General features: G+C 70.5%; 16 protein-coding genes. 10 read left to right on the forward strand and 6 right to left on the reverse strand.

Annotated features, from left to right (window positions below; genetic code table 11):
* Positions 1 to 10 precede the first annotated feature (10 nt).
* Positions 11 to 256, reverse strand: coding sequence for a hypothetical protein (locus AC07EQ_RS26655; protein ID WP_478390599.1), 246 nt, complete (start codon positions 254 to 256; stop codon positions 11 to 13).
* Between the two features lie 222 nt (positions 257 to 478).
* On the opposite strand from AC07EQ_RS26655, the gene AC07EQ_RS26660 reads away from it, so the two are divergent.
* From AC07EQ_RS26660 to AC07EQ_RS26675, 4 genes are all read left to right on the forward strand, one after another.
* The gene (locus AC07EQ_RS26660; protein WP_478390600.1) at positions 479 to 1849 is read left to right on the forward strand and encodes a helix-turn-helix domain-containing protein; all 1371 of its coding nucleotides are present in this window, start codon (positions 479 to 481) and stop codon (positions 1847 to 1849) included.
* Between the two features lie 46 nt (positions 1850 to 1895).
* Positions 1896 to 2801 carry a phosphotransferase enzyme family protein gene (locus AC07EQ_RS26665; protein ID WP_478390601.1) on the forward strand — a complete coding sequence of 302 codons (906 nt, stop codon included), beginning with the start codon at positions 1896 to 1898 and terminating at the stop codon, positions 2799 to 2801.
* Between the two features lie 144 nt (positions 2802 to 2945).
* Positions 2946 to 3248 (forward strand): hypothetical protein, encoded by a 303-nt coding sequence (locus AC07EQ_RS26670; RefSeq protein ID WP_478390602.1) that lies wholly within the window; start codon positions 2946 to 2948, stop codon positions 3246 to 3248.
* 294 nt (positions 3249 to 3542) lie between these two features.
* The gene (locus tag AC07EQ_RS26675) at positions 3543 to 6209 is read left to right on the forward strand and encodes a hypothetical protein (protein WP_478390603.1); all 2667 of its coding nucleotides are present in this window, start codon (positions 3543 to 3545) and stop codon (positions 6207 to 6209) included.
* A 98-nt stretch (positions 6210 to 6307) separates the two neighbouring features.
* Here AC07EQ_RS26675 and AC07EQ_RS26680 read toward each other — a convergent pair whose 3' ends face one another.
* From AC07EQ_RS26680 to AC07EQ_RS26690, 3 genes are all read right to left on the reverse strand, one after another.
* Complete coding sequence (locus AC07EQ_RS26680) at positions 6308 to 6844, reverse strand: copper resistance CopC family protein (protein WP_478390604.1); 537 nt, start codon at positions 6842 to 6844, stop codon at positions 6308 to 6310.
* On the reverse strand, positions 6841 to 7584 hold the full coding sequence (locus AC07EQ_RS26685; protein ID WP_478390605.1) for a YcnI family copper-binding membrane protein: 744 nt from the start codon (positions 7582 to 7584) through the stop codon (positions 6841 to 6843). Before AC07EQ_RS26685 ends, AC07EQ_RS26680 begins: the two co-directional genes overlap by 4 nt.
* Positions 7585 to 7655: 71 nt before the next feature.
* Positions 7656 to 8102 (reverse strand): hypothetical protein, encoded by a 447-nt coding sequence (locus AC07EQ_RS26690; RefSeq protein WP_478390606.1) that lies wholly within the window; start codon positions 8100 to 8102, stop codon positions 7656 to 7658.
* A gap of 390 nt (positions 8103 to 8492) precedes the next feature.
* Between AC07EQ_RS26690 and AC07EQ_RS26695 the strand changes: the two genes are divergently transcribed.
* From AC07EQ_RS26695 to AC07EQ_RS26715, 5 genes are read left to right on the forward strand one after another with little or no spacing between them, the layout of a single operon-like run.
* Positions 8493 to 10190, forward strand: a complete 1698-nt coding sequence (locus AC07EQ_RS26695) for a BCCT family transporter (RefSeq protein WP_478390607.1) — start codon at positions 8493 to 8495, stop codon at positions 10188 to 10190.
* 5 nt (positions 10191 to 10195) lie between these two features.
* Positions 10196 to 10843, forward strand: coding sequence for an ABC transporter permease (locus tag AC07EQ_RS26700; RefSeq protein WP_093260758.1), 648 nt, complete (start codon positions 10196 to 10198; stop codon positions 10841 to 10843).
* A complete protein-coding gene (locus AC07EQ_RS26705; RefSeq protein ID WP_478390608.1) occupies positions 10836 to 12020 on the forward strand; it encodes an ABC transporter ATP-binding protein in 1185 nt (394 codons plus the stop codon). Before AC07EQ_RS26700 ends, AC07EQ_RS26705 begins: the two co-directional genes overlap by 8 nt.
* Positions 12017 to 12784: an ABC transporter permease gene (locus tag AC07EQ_RS26710; protein ID WP_478390609.1), complete on the forward strand. Its 768-nt coding sequence runs from the start codon at positions 12017 to 12019 to the stop codon at positions 12782 to 12784. Before AC07EQ_RS26705 ends, AC07EQ_RS26710 begins: the two co-directional genes overlap by 4 nt.
* Positions 12781 to 13794, forward strand: coding sequence for a glycine betaine ABC transporter substrate-binding protein (locus AC07EQ_RS26715; RefSeq protein ID WP_478390610.1), 1014 nt, complete (start codon positions 12781 to 12783; stop codon positions 13792 to 13794). Before AC07EQ_RS26710 ends, AC07EQ_RS26715 begins: the two co-directional genes overlap by 4 nt.
* 121 nt (positions 13795 to 13915) lie before the next feature.
* On the opposite strand, the gene AC07EQ_RS26720 is transcribed toward AC07EQ_RS26715, so the two are convergent.
* Positions 13916 to 14482: a DUF6474 family protein gene (locus AC07EQ_RS26720; RefSeq protein WP_478390611.1), complete on the reverse strand. Its 567-nt coding sequence runs from the start codon at positions 14480 to 14482 to the stop codon at positions 13916 to 13918.
* A 169-nt stretch (positions 14483 to 14651) separates the two neighbouring features.
* Here AC07EQ_RS26720 and AC07EQ_RS26725 point away from each other — a divergent pair, with 169 nt between their 5' ends.
* Entirely contained in the window at positions 14652 to 16280 is a 1629-nt protein-coding gene (locus AC07EQ_RS26725; protein ID WP_478390612.1) for a TM0106 family RecB-like putative nuclease, read from the forward strand.
* A gap of 554 nt (positions 16281 to 16834) precedes the next feature.
* Here AC07EQ_RS26725 and AC07EQ_RS26730 read toward each other — a convergent pair.
* Positions 16835 to 17905, reverse strand: coding sequence for an NAD(P)-dependent alcohol dehydrogenase (locus AC07EQ_RS26730; protein WP_478390613.1), 1071 nt, complete (start codon positions 17903 to 17905; stop codon positions 16835 to 16837).
* Between the last annotated feature and the right edge of the window lie 230 nt (positions 17906 to 18135).

The raw sequence follows: 18135 nt of genomic DNA on the forward strand, positions 1-18135 counted from the left end.
AACGTCACCGTCACTTTCTCGCCTGCACAGCGGCATCCCGCAACGCGACCGACAACTGGCCGAGGCCGTTGGCCGACAACGCCGCGGAGTGGCCGGGCGGTCCGACGAGCACCACCCTGTCCCGGTTGACCAGCACGTCCAGGAAGCGGTGCGAGTTCGCCACGTCTCGGCAGTCCACTCGCCACCACCGGCGGCCGTCCGCGGGGGCCGAGGGGAAGCCGGCCGACCGGCCGTTCCCACCCTGTGCTTCCCGCATCTCGGTCACCGTTCCCGTTCGTGCTCGGTTGCCTGTGGTGACTAGATTGGAACGGACCGGGGCCTCGCGCCTAGGGCGCAGGCGATAACCGGGCCAACGGCAACGACGAGCGGTCGGTGGACTTCACCGCTGCCGATCACCTCTACCGATACGCGCTTCACCGGGATGCAGCAGTGCCCTTACTCTGCGACCAACGCCCGAGCAGAGCGTCAGGGGGTCTAAATGAACATCATCGGTTCTGGCGGCTCTCCCGTTACACCCGACGTTTGGAACGAGCGGGAAATGCGGGATGCACTGGCCCGGCGGGACGTCAGTGAGATCTACCGGCAACTTCGCCGGCACGGCGTTTCGCAGCGACAGATTGCAGCCTCGACGGGGCAGTCGCAATCCGAGGTGTCCGAGATCCTCAAGGGGCGGCAGGTCATGGCTTATGACGTGCTCGCCCGGATCGCCGACGGGCTGGGTATCCCGCGGGGCTACATGGGCCTCGCGTACGACGGGGCGACCGCGATGCGGGTCGCGAAAGCGGCCAACGCCCCCGACGCTGAGGAGGACGAGTCGGTGAAGCGCAGGAAGTTCCTGTCCCACGCCGCGGCGGTGACGATGGGCGCCGCGGTCTTCGGCACCGAAACCAGTTCCTGGTTGCCGGCCAACGCCCAGACTCCGGCGCCGACCCGGATCGGCATGACCGACGTGCAGCAGATCCACGCCGCCACCAAAGCCTTGCGAGACCTCGACTACCGCTACGGCGGCGGAACCTGCCGGGACGCCGTGGTGGCCCAGCTGTCCTGGGCGCAGCAGCTGCTGGAGTCCAGCGCCGCCGAACCCGTGCGCAAGCAGCTCTTCGTGGCGCTGGCGGACATGCACAGCCTGGCCGGCTGGACCTCGTTCGACGTGGGTCTGCTCGACCCCGCCCGCGGCCACTTCGGCAAGGCGCTGGAGTTCGCGAAGCAGGCCGAGGACGACGGCCTGGTGGCCAGCGTGCTGTACCGGATGGGCCGCGTCTACCTGCACTACGAGGAGCCCAACGAGGCGCTGAAGCTGTTCCAGCTGGGCCAGATCGCCGCGCAGGACTCCGGTTCCGCGCTGACCGTGGCCGTGCTGTGCGCCAACGAGGCCTGGGCCTACGGCATGCTGAACAAGCCGGACCAGGTGCAGAAGATGGTCGGCCGCACCAAGGACGAGTTCGCCCGCGCCCGCGCCGACGAGGCGCCCGACTGGGTGCGCTTCTTCACCGAGAACGACCTGCACGGCATGATCGGCTCCGCGCACGACGCGCTGTCGGTGTTCGACCCCAAGAAGCACGCGTCGATCGCCGTCGCCGAGACCATCAAGTGCAACGAGGCCTACGGCGCGGACATGGCGCGCACCCACGTTTTCGGCCTGAGCCTGCAGGCCACCAACCACATCCGGGCCGGCGACCTGCAGGAGGGCGTCAAGGTCGGACGGCGGGCGCTGGAGCACGGCGAGCGGGTCAAGTCCCAGCGCGTCGCCGACCGGCTCAAGCCGCTGGAGCTCGAAGCGAGCAAGCACCGGATGAATTCCGACGTCCGCGACCTGTTCGAGGCCGTCCGGCGGTTCCGCCGGGTGTGAGCTCGGCGCGCCGGGGCAGCGGTGCCGTCGGTCCGAAACGATGAGCATGAAGACACAACCACTGGAACAGGGTCGGTGCATCCCGCCGGAGCTGGAGCTGGCACTGACCGAGATCTGCGCCGCCGTCGGCCTCGACCCGACCGGCGCGCGATTGCTCCGAATCGTCAACAACGGGGTTTTCCTGCTTCGGGACCAGCGTGTGGTCGTCCGCGTAGTGCTTTCCCCGTCGTTCACCTATCGAGCCTTCAACGCCGTGGAGGCCGCGCGCTGGCTGGCCGTGCACGGGGTTCCCGCCGTGCGCCTGTTGCCGGGTCTTGAACAGCCGGTCCAGGTGGGCGAACACCTGGCGACCTTCTGGGAGTACGTGCCCGAGACCGGGCCGATGCCCGGCGGCGCCGACCTCGGCGCGCTGTTGCGCCAGATGCACTCGAAGCCGCCGTCCCCGACGTTCCTGGACTGGCAGCCGATGGCCGACATCCGGCGGCGGCTGACCGACGCGGTCGACATCGATCCGGCCGATCACCGGTTCCTCGCGCAGCGCTGCGACGTGTTGGAAGAGCGCCTGGCGGCGCTGCGGTTCCCGCTGGGGTGCAGCGTCATCCACGCGGATGCGCACCTCGGCAACGTGATCGGCGGCGCGGACGGGCCGCTGCTGTGCGACCTGGATTCGCTGTGCATGGGCCCGCCGGAGTGGGATCTGACGCCGATCGCGGTGGGGCGGCTGCGGATGGGGCACCCGCCGGGCTGGCACGACGACCTGGCCGGGGCCTACGGCTTCGACATCACGCGCTGGGAAGGCTTTCCCGTGCTGCGCGAACTGCGCGAGCTGAAGATCACCACCGGGGTGCTCCCGATCCTGCGCAGCAATCCCGGGGTTCGCGAGCAACTGCACCAGCGGTTGCGCACGATCAGGGACGGAGATCTCTGCACGCAATGGGTGCCGTACAGCTGATCAGGTCGATCGCTAGGCCGAACGGGCGATGTTGGGTCGATAGTCGCGTTCGTTGGGCAATTTCTGCTGACGATCGTTCGGCGGAAGGGGTAAACCATACGGGCGAACTGCTCCATCGGTGCGTTGCTACGGGACGGGCTGTCGATGAGGATCGCGAAGTTCTTGCCGCGGATGCCGCGTTGGCGCCGTACGCACGCGTTGCGCGCTGCGCAGGTGCTCGACGAAGTGGTGGACAGCCAGGCCGGTTCGCTGCCCCGGCTGCCCGAAGACCTCCGACGCCGGCACGCCGATCACCTCGCGGAGCTCGTCCTACTGGCCCAGGCCTATCGCCACTATGCCGCGGGCTGGATCACCCGGCAGGAGCTGGAGCGCTGCGGCCGGGTCACGGTGCAGCGACTGGAAGGCGACTGCTGCATCCCGCTCGTGCAGTTCGCCGATGGTGAATGACCACTCGGCGACGGGCGCGTCATCGGTGGGCCCGTCGGGTGTCTGCGCGCCGCCGCGCCGGTTGAACTGGGGGTTCGACGATCGGTGTGGGCCGGTTCGGTCCGGGCGAATTCGACGTTTTCCCTGGTAGTAGTCGTTTTTTCCGGCATCGCGAGTCGGTAGTGCCCGCGGCGCCGGTGTTTCTTGCCCGAGTGCGGGCGAATTCGCTCGGGCGTGATCGCTGACTTTTGCACGTCCCGCTCGCGCACGCGAGCGGGACTTCGTGATGCGTGCGTTTTTTCCGGAATTGTTGGAATGGAGATGGTTTTGTGCGGTCCGGATGTCCGGTCGGAGCGGCTGGGGGAATCGCTGGACGAGGATCCGTTGCTGCGGCTCTACTGCGTGGCGGCGGCCGGGGCCGTCGAGCACCGGGCGGTGGGAGAGCTGTCCGCGGCGCGGAACGCGATCCCCCTGGGGGAGTTGGCGCGCTGGGAGTTCCCCGGCGATGTGCTGTGGTTGAAGCGGATCGCGGCCGGCCGGCCGCCGGGCTGGACGGCGCCGGAGCACCTCGCCGAGTTCGTGGTCCGGCCGCTGCTGATCACGTTCCGCGGGCTGCTGGCGCGGGGTTTCCTGCCGGCCGGCGAGCTCGGCGTCGAGCTGGACTCGGCGGCGACGGCCACCGGGCGCATCGTGCTCGGCGGGATCCGCCGCGCGCGGTCCGGGGTGCCGGGCGTCGTCACCGCGCTGGACGAGCAGTTGGACGAGCTGGCGGCAGCGTGCGTGCTCATCAGCGGTGACGAGCGGGACCGGGTCCGGGCCGCCTTCGACCGCGTCATCGCGCAGGAACTGCGCCACTTGGCCGAGTCGACCGCGGCCGCGTTCGCCGGCGACCACCCGTGGCGCCGCTTCGTGCACGTCGTCGCTGCGGAGCAGCACGAGATCCTCAGCCGGGTCGTCCGCCTGGTCCGGGCGCGCAGCGCGCGGTGCCGGAACGAGCCGGGCCTGCCGCGCCCGCTGGTCGCCGTGGACCTCGACTTCTGCGCCTTGCACCCGAAGCACCGGGTCGGCGAGGCGTTGCGCCGGTTGGGCGAAGCGCACGGTATCGACGAGTTCGCCGCCCCGGCGCGGCTCGACGTGCTGCCCGGGCTGTACCGGCCGGGCTGGCGCCCGTTCCTGGCGGTGAACGGGCTGCCGGCGCGGTATCCCGAACTCGACTGGGAGGCGTTGTACGCCGAGTACCGCCAGAACGTCGCGTGGCACCGGGAAGCCCTGCTGACCGACGAACCGGCGCCGGGCCTGGGGGAATTCGTCCGGGACCTGGAACAAGCCGGTGCCCGGGTCGTCTGGTTGACCGGTCGCCGCCACCGGATGCGAGCCGCCACCGAAGAGGTGCTGAGCCGCCACGGACTCGGCCACCTCGACCTGCGCACCACCGATGACGGGCCGGTCGCGGGGCAGAAGGTCGCGGCGCTGCACGACATGCCGGAGCACGAGCTCGTCGCCGCCTTCGACGACTCGGCCGGCAATCGCGAAGCGCTGCGGGCGGCGTTCCCCGCCGCCTCGGTGGTGGCCGCGCGCCCGCCCGGGTTCACTGTGGACGGTGGTGGTCAAGGCCCTTGCGGGATAAGGACGTTCGAGTCGCTGCCGCAGCCGGTTCCGCTGGGACGCGGGCACTCGGCCGACGTGCCGCAGCTGTCGCACGTGACGTCGCTGAGCAGGCTGCGGATCGGGGATCTCAGCACCCGCCCCACGATCTGGTCGCACGGCGTGGAACTGACCGCGGGGGAGCAGTCGCGGATCGTCGAGTCGCTGGTCGCGACCGCGGTGGCCGACGGGCGGCGGCTCGGCCGCGAGGTCGGTGCTCGCGCCGATCCGGCGGCGATCTGCCGGGCGGTGTGGCGGGTCGTGACGGCGAAGCCGTTCGGCGCGTCCAGGACGGCGTATCCGCCCGAGGCGGCCGACCGGGACATGCTCGCCTCGATCGAGGCCGGTGCGCGCATCCCGTTCGTCGTGGTGGGGCCGTCGCTGAAGCAGGACGGCTCCCGGCTGAAGGCGCTCGGCGGGCTGCCCGACCTCGCCGAGCTGGCCATGCTGATCCGGTTGCGGCAGCTCGACGAGGCCGTCCGGCAGATCCACCCGCCGGGCATCGCGGTGCGGGCGCTCACCGATGCCAGCCACTTCAGGTTCCGGGAGCCGCGCCGTTACGCGGGCTACCACCGGGAGTTGGTCGCGCAGGTGGCAAGCGCGGGGCTGCGGGACGTGGTGGCGGTCGAGGACTTCGACGACGCCGCCGACGCGCATCCGCGGTGCGGCGACCGCACGCAGCGGCCGGAGCTGCTGGCGAAGCACCGCGACCGGTACGCCACGGCGTTCGCCGGGCTGGACGTCCGCCGCGATCCGCGGGCGGCGCTGGGGGAAGCCGACGCCCGGGACCCGGCCGGGCCGGGGCGGCCGCGGTTCGCCGAGCTGTTCCGCTCCGTGCTGCAGGCCGTCGACATCCCCTGCCCCGGCGGCGATCCGTTCGCGTGGTCGCAGCGGATCTACGCGAATCCTTTCGACCTGACCGATCCGGCGGTGCCGGCCGAGGTCCGCCGGGCGCGCGGCGACCTGCTGGCGACGGCGTGGCGGGAAACGATCACCTACCTGGCGAACAAGCACGTCGACGAGGAGCTCGACTACTCGGTGCTGTGGCGGGAGGGCTGCGTGCGGATGAGCCTGTCCATCCGTCCGGCGGCGGGCCGGCTGCGGTTCGTCCCGCTCGGCGGCGCCGGGGTGATGCCGTGGCACGGCACGGCATCGCTCAACGACCTCTGCGAGGTGTCGGTCGACTACGCGATTTCGCTGGTGGACCAGGGTTTCGTGCCGGTGCGCGCGGCGCGGGAGAGCGCCCAGCCGTGGTTCATGGTCCAGGCCCGGGCCGTGGACCGCGCCGGGACGCTCGACCCGGCGGTCCTCGACCGCATCCGGCTGCGCAGCAAGTGACCGGTGCCCCGGGGGGAGGTCACCTTGTCGACGTGACCTGGCTCGAAAACGAGAGCGCCCCCGGCCGAATCGCTCGGCCGGGGGCGCCCCTTCTTGCGTCAGTTCTTCGGCTTGCCCAGGCGTAGGGCGAGGACCAGGCCGAGGGCGACCAGGACCACCGCGCCCGCGATCCACGGCCAGATCGGCGTGCCGCCGGACTCCGCCGACTCCGCCTGCTGGCCGGGCTGGTCCGCGTTCTGCGGGGCCGGGGCCGGCGTGCCGTTGCCCGGCGCGGTCAGCGTGAAGGTGACCTTGCCGGGCACCGGGTGGCCGTCGTTGGACAGCACCCGGTAGCCGACCGTGTAGACACCCGCCGGACCGAGCTCGCGGACCGGTGCGACGACCGAGTTGCCCTCGACCCGCACCTCCCCGTCGGTCCAGTACGTGCCGTCCGGGCCGACCACGTTGACCGTGTTGTAGCCCTGGCCGGTGCGCACCGGCTGGTCGAAGGTCAACCGGACCTCACGGGGCCCGGTGGCCAGCTGCGCGCCTTCCGGCGGGTCGCTGCTGACCAGCACGTTGTGCGCGAGCGCCGTGCCCGCGCCGCCGAGCAGCGCGGCCAGCGCCAGCACCGCGATCGCCATCAACCGCTTCACGACTCGTCCTTCCCGGATTCCTGCTGCTTCGCAGCCTGTCCGGCGTTCCGGCTGCGCGCGAGGGCACCGGCCCCCACACCCAGGCCGAGCGCGCCGACCAGGAGTCCGGCTCCGCCCAGCCAGCGGGCCGTGTCGTCACCGGTGCCGGCGGCCTCCTGACCGTCCGGGCTCCCGCCGTGCGAGTGCCCCTCCCCGGCCTCCTCGACCAGCTTCAGCGTCGGGGCCGGGTGCTCCGGCTCCTCGCCGTTCGGCGGCGTCGGAGCGTCCCAGTTCACGACCTCGCCGTTGTCGTAGGTCTGGGTGGTGGGCAGCAGCAGTTCGTCGGTGTTGGTCGGCAGGGCGCCGAGCGTCGCCTCGAACTCGTTGAACTCGTTCGGCCCGATCCGGTTGCCCGGCTGCGCGGTCCACGTGATGCTGCGCACAGTTTCGGTGACCGGCGCGCCCGCCACCTCGACCGGCGCGATCTTGACCCGCTCCACCTCGACGGTCCAGCCCGGCATCGGCTTGGTGCGCACCGAGCTCAGCGGGTACTGCTCCGGCAGGTTCACCTTGACCTGCACGGTTCCGGCGTTCGGCCGCTCGTTCGGGACCCGGAAGGCGACCTTGGCGTAGCCGCCCTTGGCCGCCTCGCCAGGCTGTGCGGAAACGTGCGCGGACGCCGTGCCCGCGCCCATTAGCGCAACAATCCCGCAAGCAGCGGTCAGCGCCGCGGATCGAACCGCGAATCGATTTGTCGACATGTTCTTGAATCTCCTGCGTTTCGGGCTATTCGCGCGCGCGGATACGCGACGAAATGACGAAAGGGCAACGATCAGGTGGCGAATTCCACGTGATCGCCGCCGGCGGCAGGAGATTCCGGCGGCCCGCGACGGGCATGAATGCGCTGGTAGATCAGCTGCGCCAGGGTACGCACCGTGACCACCACGACGCACACCGTGCGCGGCTGCGCAACCACCGTTAGTGGGGTGGACCTGCGGGGCAGGATGGACCCGAGGAGGCGCGCGACTACGAAGAGTGCCTGCTCGGCGCGGGCCATCACGAGCGCGGTCAGCAGCACCACGGCGGCGTGCCCGAGCGTCATGACCAGCGGCGAGAACCGCATCCCGGCGTACCCGTGGCCGTCCTGGTGGGACGCCACGAGCTGGAGAAATACGTGAAGTGCCAGCTGGCTGACGCTCAAGGCCCCTAGAATGCCCCACGACCCGCGCTTGCGATCAGCGAGTGCCACACCGGCACCGGCCAACAGGCCGGTGATCACCAAGGTTGTACCCGGATCGGGTAACGACCCCCCGGCGGCCGCATGTGCGGCCACGGACAGTGACGCCGACGTGGTGGCCAAACCGGCACCGCGCAGGACGCGCAACGCGCCCTGCGTAGGTCTGATTCCGGCTGCCACGGCAGCCAAGTCTAGGTGTCGGTTCGGCCACGCTGACCGCAGGTGAGCTTGCCTTGTTCACCCGATTGGGTCACGGTTTACGGGTTGCAGACGGTCCGGAGCTACCAGCTGCACATTTGCCGGCCACTTAGTTCCAGATCGTCGTAACTGACGACGGAGAGGAGGGGGCGTCGCCGAAAGTCGGCGCCGAAACCTGTGTCGACCGAAACAAAACAAAGTGGTGACCCCACCGAGGGCCACCATACAAATGGATTGACAGGAAGCCCCGAGTTCCTCGGGAAACCGCGCACGGACTGGGTCGTGTTCGGAGTCACCGCGGCCATCATGTTCGCCGTGGTGCTCTGGGGTGCGGTGGGCACCGACTCGCTGAGCACCGCGTCGAAGGCGGCACTGAACTGGCTGCTGACCAACACGGGCTGGGGCTTCGTGCTCGCGGCCACCGCGTTCGTCATCTTCGCCCTGTACCTGGCCTTCAGTAAGTTCGGCCGGATCCCGCTCGGCAAGGACGGGGAGCAGCCGGAGTTCCGGACGATCTCCTGGATCGCCATGATGTTCAGCGCCGGCATGGGCATCGGTCTGATGTTCTTCGGCGTTAGCGAGCCGCTAGGCCACTTCGTCGATCCGCCACCGGGGACGTCCCCCGCGGAGAGCGAAGAGGCCATCAAGACGGCGATGGCGACCTCGCTGTTCCACTGGACGCTGCACCCGTGGGCGATCTACGCCGTCGCGGGTCTGGCGATCGCCTACAGCACCTTCCGCCGCGGGCGCCGCCAGACGATCAGCGCCGTGTTCCTGCCGCTGATCGGCAAGCGAAACTCCGAGGGCCCGCTCGGCAAGGTGATCGACATCCTTGCGCTGTTCGCGACGCTGTTCGGTTCTGCCGCCTCGCTGGGCATCGGCACCCTGCAGATCCGCAGCGGTCTGGAGAGCGCGGGCTGGCTGGCCAAGGACTCGGCCGGCAGCACCGTACTGGTGGCGATCATCGCCGTCCTGACGGTGTGCTTCGTCCTGTCCGCGGTGTCGGGCGTGGAGAAGGGCATCCAGTGGCTGTCCAACATCAACATGGTGTTGGCCGGCGTGCTGGCGCTGTTCGTGTTCGTCGTCGGTCCGACGGTGTTCATCCTCGACCTGCTGCCCACCTCGGTGGGGTCCTACATCAGCGAGTTCGGCGAGATGGCTTCGCGAGCCGGCGCCACCGGCGGCGACGAGATGCAGGACTGGCTGGCCGGCTGGACGATCTTCTACTGGGCCTGGTGGATCTCGTGGACGCCGTTCGTGGGCATGTTCATCGCCCGCATCAGCCGCGGCCGCACGATCCGGCAGTTCGTCGCCGGCGTGCTGCTCGTGCCCAGCGGCGTCAGCCTCGTCTGGTTCGCGATCTTCGGCGGTGCCGCGATCGACGCCCAGAAGGCGGGCACCAACGTCTACGGCGAGGGATCCGCGGAGGCGCAGACCTTCGACGTGCTGGGCACCTTGCCGTGGGGGACGGTCACCGCGGTGCTGGTGATGGTCCTGGTGGCGATCTTCTTCGTCTCCGGTGCCGACGCCGCGTCGATCGTGATGGGCACGCTGTCCCAGCGGGGCGCCATCGAGCCGAGCAAGTGGGTGGTGGTCTTCTGGGGTGCCGCGACCGGTGCCGTGGCCGCGATCATGCTGGTCATCGGCAGCGCAGGCGGTGATGAGAAGGAGGCGCTGCAGGGCATCCAGAACCTGACCTTCATCGGGGCACTGCCCTTCGCCATCGTCATGGTGTTCATGTGCGTGGCCCTGCTCAAGGACCTGCGCAGCGACGACGTGACGCTGCGCGACGCCAAGGGCGCCGAGGTGCTGGAGCAGGCGGTCATCGCCGGTACCGAGGAGCACGACGGCGAGTTCCAGCTGGTGACCACGCCGGCCGAGGCCGACGAGAGCGAGGCCACCGCGACGGCGCCTGCCGGCGGAAAAGAGTAAGAAGCGTGAACTTCCTGGACTACGTCGCATCCAGGTGGCAATCGCTGCTGGTGGATTCCTACCAGCACGCCAGCATGGTGGTGCAGTGCATCGTGCTGGCGACGATCGTCGGCGTCCTGGTCGGGGTTGCGGTCTACCGCAGCCCCGCCGGGGCGGCGATCGCCACCGCTCTCTCGAGCGCGATCCTGACCATCCCGTCGTTCGCCCTGTTCGGCCTGCTCATCCCCGTGCTGGGGCTGGGCGTGGCGCCGTCGGTGGTGACGCTGGTGCTGTACGCGCTGCTGCCGATCATCCGCAACACGATCGTCGGGTTGTCTACAGTCGACCAGCCGATCTTGGACGCGGCCCGCGGCATCGGCATGAGCCGGTTCGGCGTGCTGACCCGCGTCGAGCTGCGGCTGGCCTGGCCCGCGATCCTCGCGGGCATGCGGGTGAGCACCCAGATGTTGATGGGCATCGCCGCCATCGCCGCCTACGCCAAGGGCCCCGGCCTGGGCAACCTGATCTTCAGCGGCCTGAGCCAGCTGGGCGGCGCGAACGCGCTGAACATGGCCATCGCCGGCACCGTCGGCGTGATCATCCTGGCGCTGCTGCTGGACGCCCTCTTCGTGCTGTTCGGGCGGTTGACGACATCGAGAGGTATTCGTGGCTGACGACAAGAACACCCCCGCCGGCGGGCACGGCGTCGAGATCTGCCTGGAAGAGGTCTCCAAGCGCTACCCCGGGCAGAAGCTGTCCGCGGTGGAGTCCGTGACCTTGACCATCCCGGCCGGCGAGACCGTGGTGCTGGTCGGGCCGTCCGGCAGCGGCAAGACCACCACCATGCGGATGATCAACCGGCTGATCGAGCCGACGGCCGGCAAGATCACCATCGGTGGGCAGGACGTCCTCGGCCTCGACCCCGACAAGCTGCGCCGCGAGATCGGCTACTCGATCCAGCAGGCCGGCCTGTTCCCGCACCTGACCGTCGGCGAGAACGTCGGCGTGGTGCCCGGCCTGGTCGGCTGGGACAAGAAGCGCATCCGCGAGCGGGTCGACGAGATGCTCGACCTGGTCAACCTCGACCCGGGCGAGTTCCGCGACCGCTACCCGCGGCAGCTCTCCGGCGGTCAGCAGCAGCGCGTCGGCGTGGCGCGGGCGCTGGCGGCCAACCCGCCGGTGCTGCTGATGGACGAGCCCTTCGGAGCCGTGGACCCGATCACCCGCGGGGTCCTGCAGGACGAGCTGATGCGCCTGCAGGCGGAGCTGGGCAAGACGATCGTGTTCGTGACGCACGACTTCGACGAGGCGGTCAAGCTCGGCGACCGGATCGCGGTCCTCGGCGATCGCTCCAAGATCCTGCAGTACGACACGCCGGAGGCCATCCTGGCCAACCCGGCGGACGACACCGTGGCCGGCTTCGTCGGCGCCGGTGCCGCGCTCAAGCAGCTCACCCTGCGGCGGGTCCGCGAGATCGAGGTGGGCCAGGTGCCGACGGCGACCATCGACGAGTCGCCCGCGGCGCTGAAGGAGCGCCTGGGCACCCGCCGCGGCGCGATCGGCCTGGTGCTGGACAAGCGCAACCGCCCGCTGCGCTGGGCGACCGCCCGCGAGGCCGGTGCCGTGTCCGCGCTGGACCGCGCCGGGCGACCGGTGGAGGACAGCGTGGCGCTGGCCTCGACGCTGCAGGACGCGCTGGAAGCGATCCTCACCGACGACGACGGCGTCGCGGTGGTCACCGGCTCCCGCGGCGAGTACGTCGGCGTGGTCGACATCGACACGGTGATGAACACGATCAAGGCGCTGCGCGAGGAGCACGCCGACGACGAACCGGCCGAGGACCAGTCATGAGCAGCCAGTTCGCTTCGGACTCCGGGTCCCGCAGGGCGGAGCGGCTGCGGCTGCTGGCGCAGCCGATCGCGGTCGTGGCGCTGGTCGCCGGGGTGCTGGGCTGGGCGTTCAGCCAGGACAACGACGAGGTGACCGCGCGCAGCATCAACTCGACCACGATCCTCAGCCTGACCTGGACGCACTTCCTGCTCAGCCTCGCGGTCGCGGTGATCGTCGTCGTGGTGGCGGTGCCGCTGGGCGTGGTGCTCAGCCGCAGCTGGGCGCGGCGGGCGGTGCCGCTGGTCATCGGCCTGGCCAACATCGGCCAGGCCGCGCCCTCGGTGGGTCTGCTGGTGCTGTTCTTCCTGATCACCGGCGGCACGACCGGGTTCTGGATCGCGGTGCTGCCGATCGCCTTCTACGCGCTGCTCCCGGTGCTGCGCAACACCATCGTCGGCCTGCAGCAGGTCGATCCCTCGCTGATCGACGCGGGCCGCGGCATCGGCATGTCGGCGACGGGCGTGCTGGCGCGCATCGAGCTGCCGCTGGCGGTGCCCTACATCCTGGCCGGCCTGCGCACCGCGCTGGTGCTGGCCGTCGGCACCGCGACGCTGGCGCTGTTCGTCGGCGCCGGCGGGCTCGGCGAGATGATCAACACCGGGTACAAGCTGAACGACTGGACCGTCATGGTCGTCGGCGCGGTGCTGGCGATGTCGCTGGCGCTGCTGGTCGACTGGCTGGGCGCGCTGGCCGAGACGTACCTGTCGCCGAGGGGGTTGCGATGAACCGGAAGATGTCGCGCCGCGGCGCGTTCAAGCTGGCCTCGGTGGCGGTGACCGGCGTGCTGCTGACCGGCTGCGGGCTCAGCTCCGGCGGCTCGGTGCCGCTGGCAGTGGCACCGGGAACCATCCGGCCGGTGCCGGAGCTGCAGGGCGTCACGATCACCGTCGGCTCCAAGGACTTCACGGAGCAGCTGGTGCTCGGCTACATCGCCGAGTTCGCGCTGTCCGCGGCCGGCGCCGACGTCCGCGACCTGACCAGCATCGTCGGCTCGGCCAGTGCCCGTAAGGCGCTGGAGAGCAGCCAGATCGACATCCTGTGGGACTACACCGGATCGTCCTGGATCAGCTACAACGGCAACACCGACCCGATCCCGGACGCCCGCGCCCAGTACGAGGCCGTCAAGAAGCTGGACCTGGAGCGCAACGGCGTCGCCTGGACGGCGATCACCTACGACGTGGACAACACGTACGCGTTCGCGGTCAACCAGGACGCGGCGCAGCGGCTGGGCGTGGAGAAGCTCTCCGAGCTCCCGAAGATCATCGCGGAGAAGCCGGACGAGGCCTCGTTCTGCGTGGACACCGAGTTCGCCAGCCGAAACGACGGCATGCCGGGGGTGGAGAAGGAGTACGGCTTCACCGCGGACCGGTCGAAGGTGAAGGTGCTGACCGAGGGCAGCATCTACCAGGCCACCCAGAACGGGACCTGCACCTTCGGCGAGGTGTTCACCACCGACGGGCGGATCCAGGCGCTGAACCTGAAGGTCCTGGCGGACGACCGCCAGTTCTTCCCGAGGTACAACCTCGGCATCACGACCCGCGACGAGCTCCTCAAGCGCTACCCGCAGATCACGTCGGTCTTCGAGCAGGTGTCGGCGAAGCTGTCGAACGCGGAACTGCTGAAGATGAACGCCCAGGTGGACGTCAACGGCCGGGACCCGGCGGACGTGGCGAGGGAGTGGATGGTCCAGCAGGGCCTGGTGAAGCTCCCCGGCGGAGAAGCCGCAGGCCGCTGAGCCGAAGGCGAGACGAGCGGCCCGCCCGAGCCGATCGGGTCCGCAATTTCAATGGAAATCGGACCTTCGATTTCCATTGAAATTGCGGACCCGGAACGGGACTTCCGCGATGCGGTAGGCGTCAGCGGCGCGCCCTGGCGACGCCGAAGCGGCTGAGCAGGTCGTCCTCGATCCGCCCGAGCTCCGCGTCGACCGCGCGGTGCGCGGACTTCCGCCGCTGCGCGGGCATCCGCTCCGCGGCCCGCACGGCGCTCGTCAGCTGCGCCAGCCGCGTCGCGGTCCGCTCCGCGTACTGCTCCGCGACGGCCGCCTCCTCGCCGCTCGCCGACTGCTCGCGGAGCTCGCGCAGCGCTTCGCCGTCGCCGGCGATCCGCGCGTGCAGCGCCGCGCCCCGGCCGGTGAAGCTGCCCAGCTGGTCCACCGGCACGCCGAGCCGATGCGCGCGCATCCGCTCGTAGCGCTCGCGCGCCACCGACACCGCGTGGATCGCGAACGGCGCGATCACCGGGCCGACCACCTTGGCCACCCCGATGATCTTCTTGGCGTTGCCCGGGGTGATGCGCCCGTGCTCGCCCTTCTCGATCGCCTTGGCGGCCTTCTTGTCCGCCTTCTTCGCCGCCTTGACGGCCTTGCGGGAGCCTCTCGTGCCCGTCTTCCGGACCCCGCGTCCGGTCGTGCGCTTCCTCACCGCGGCCGACACCTCCCCGTCCTGCGTTGGCGTTGCGATCACCTTAAGACCGGACCTCGGGCGGCACGACATCGAGCTGCGCCCGTTCGGGCACGGTGGGTAGTCGCCTCGGAGGCGTGTCACCGGGGTGATGGGCGCGTCTGTCGGAGCGACGGCATACGCTTCACACGTGAAGGAGAAGGTGCTGCTCGACGCGGGCGTCGTAACACGGTGCCGTCGACGCGTGCACCTCGAGAACGATCCGGCGCAGGACGAACCACCCGCGCAGATGGATCTGGGCATCGAGCAGCGCATCGCCGATGCCGCGGAACACCGCCGGTTCGTCGCGAAACTGCTGGGCAACGCGTTCGGCGAGGACTGGGCGGAGATCCCGCGCGGGGCCGCGGCCGACCGCGAGGAGCTGACGCTCGCCGCGATGCGCGCCGGCACGCCCTACATCTCCGCCGCCCAGCTGCCCGCCGACCCCACCGGCGGCCGCCGCGGTTCGGTCGATCTGCTGGTGCGCAGCGGCGACGGTTACGTTCCGGTGCTGGTGGTGCGCCACAAGATCACCGATCCGGGCAGCGGTGCCCGGGTGTCGCCGATCGGCCGGCCGGTGCCGGCGGCCGCCCGGATCGACCAGACCCGCAAGGTGCGGGCGCAGCCCCGCGACCAGTTGCGCCTGGCGCACGCCCTGCGGCTGCTGGAGGCGTGCGGGATGAGCGCGGCGCCGAACCTCGGCGGCGTGATCGGCGTCGAGGCCGACGTGGTGGTCTGGCACTACCTGGACGTGCCGAACTGGCCCGGCGGCCGCACCGCGATCGCCGAGTACGAGGCGCGGTTCGCCGATCGCCTGGCGGTGGCCTCGGCGGCCGCCGCGGAGGCGGAGCCGCTCGCGCTGCCTTCGCGGATCAACGAGTGCAAGGGCTGCCCGTGGTGGCCGACCTGCGAGTCCCAGCTGCGCGAGGGCCGGGACGTCAGCCTGGTGGTGCGCGGCGAGGACGCGGTGGCGCTGCGCGAGGTCGGCGTGTCCACAGTGGATGAGCTGGCCGCGATGCCGCTTTCGGAGGCGGAATCGCTGCCGCTGACCGGGGTCCGCAACACCGACGCGATCCTGCTCGCCAAGGCGTGGTTGCGGAACCTGCCGCTGGTGCGGCGCGTCCGCGACCTGTCGGTGCCGCGCGCGGACGTGGAAGTCGACGTGGACATGGAGAGCTACGCCGACGCCGGGGCCTACCTGTGGGGCTGCTGGCTGTCCGGTGCGGACATCGGCGAGGAGCCCGGCTACCGGGCGTTCGTCAGCTGGGAGCCGCTGCCGTCCGACGACGAGGCGCGGTCCTTCGCGGAGTTCTGGACGTGGTTCGGCTCGGTGCGCCGCCGCGCGTACGAGCGGGGCCTGAGCTTCCGCGCCTACTGCTACAACGAGCTCGCGGAGAACCGCTGGATGCTCGCTTCGGCCGAACGGTTCGCCGGCAAGCCGGGCGTGCCATCGGTGGCCGAGGTGCGCGAGTTCATCGGCTCGGCCGAGTGGGTCGACCTGTTCGCGTCGGTGCGGGAGCAGTTCCTGTGCCCGAACGGCAAGGGCCTGAAGGTGATCGCGCCGAGCGCCGGGTTCGGCTGGCGGGACGCGGAGGCCAGCGGCGAGAACTCGATGCGCTGGTACCGCGACGCGGTGGGCCTCGGCGGCGGTGTGCCGGTGCTGTCCCAGCGCGACCGGATCCTCGACTACAACGAGGACGACGTCCGCGCGACCTGGACGATCCGCCGCTGGATGACCTCCGAAGCGTCCAACGAGATCCCCTACGCAGCCGACCTCTGACGACCTAGGTGCGGTAGACCGCAATTTCTATGAGGTTTTTCCAACCTCAATTTGCGTGGCGGTGCGGGTGGCGGAACCTCAGAGGCTTCCTGGTCTGTGGGTGCCCCTCCTGATGTATGTCCAATACACGGCGGAGGGGCCGTCCTCGCCGGGAGAACCCCGGAGGGGTGGGCACGGTGAACCCGCGGCGGTGCCAGTTGCGGGGGTGGGCTATGCGCCTGCGGCGCATGCGACACCCCACCGACGTGCAGCTTTGCTACCCGCGGCTGCGGGCCGACCAGGATGAAGAACACTCCATGGAAATCGAAGGTCCGATTTCCATGGAAATCGCGTCGAAACCAACGTCTTGGGGCGGTGTCAGGTCTCGTGCGCACTTTGGTTCGCCATAGCGCGCCAAAACACTCACGAACCGAAGATCGAGCTCGGCGACGTGCCGACCAAGCGGGCCGAACCATCGGATCGGTTGATGGGGGGCCTCTGCCGTATTGACGCTGGTCAGTGACCGTGTGTGTTTCGTGTTGCCATAGCAGCACAAAACGCACACGGCCCCAGGGCTACGGGACGATGACCGCCCGGCCCTTGATCTGGCCGTGGTGGAAGCGCTCGTAGACCTCCGGCGTCTCGTCGAGGCCGAAGGTCTCCACGTGCGCCCGCAGCGCGCCCTGCCGCGCCAGGTCGAAGACCTCGATCAGCTCTGCGCGGGAGCCCCAGTACGGCGCCGCCACCGAAACCTCGTGCGGCAGCAGGCCGAAACCGACCGGCAGCGGTGCCCCGGCGATCCCGACGATGGTGATGTCGCCTTCCACCGCGACCGACTGCGCCGCGATCTGCACCGTCGGCGCGATGCCGACGAAGTCCAGCACCACGTCCGCGCCCAGCCCGCCGGTCAGCTCGCGCACGTGCTGCGCCGCGTTCTCGTCCGAGCGGGCCACGTCGTGCGCGCCGACCTCGCGGGCCAGCGCCAGCTTGTCGTCGGCCACGTCCAGCGCGATCACTCGCGCCCCGGTGGTGGCGCGCAGGATCTGCACCGCGAGGTGCCCGAGGCCGCCGGCGCCGATGACCACCGCGGTGCTGCCGCCGACCAGCTTCGGCAGCGACCGCTTGATCGCGTGGTACGGGGTGAGCCCGGCGTCGGTCAGCGGCGCGGCCTGCACCGGGTCCAGCCCGTCCAGCGGGACCAGGTGCCGGACGTCGTCCACCAGCAGATACTCGGCCATCGCGCCGGGACTGCCGAGGCCGGGCGGGCGGATGCCCAGCTCGGCGGCGCGGGTGCAGTAGTTCTCCTTGCCCTGCGCGCACTTCCAGCACACCCCGCAGCCCCACGGTCCGTACACCGCGACGGAGTCGCCCTCGGCGACGCCCCGCGCGCCCGCCCCGAGCTCGGCGACGGTGCCGACGCCTTCGTGCCCGAGGGTGAGCGGCAGCTCGAACGGCAGCTTGTCGGCGGGCCAGCTCATCACCCCGATGTCGGAGTGGCACATCCCGGCGGCGGTCACCTTCAGCAGCACCTGCCCGGGACCCGGCTCGGGTTTCGGGACCTCGACGACCACCGGCGCCGCCCCGACCTGCTGGTACTGCACGGCTTTCATGACCCCGCCCATGATCGAGCTCCCTTCGGCGTTCACCTGAACGGGTGCTCATCCTCCGGCGGATCGGCTCCCGGCGCACCCCTCGGCCGTGTGGAGCGGGTGGCGGGGGGGGGGGGGGAGGGGGGGGGGGAGGGAGGGGGGGGGGGGGGGGGGGGGGGGGGGGGGGGTAGGGGGGGGGGGGGGGGGGAGGGAGGGAGGGGGGGGGGGGGGGGTGGTCGTGGTGGCGATGGTGGCCGGGCTCGGCTGGCACGAGCGGGTCAGCAGCA

The organism is Saccharopolyspora sp. NPDC045839 (genome assembly GCF_056431645.1).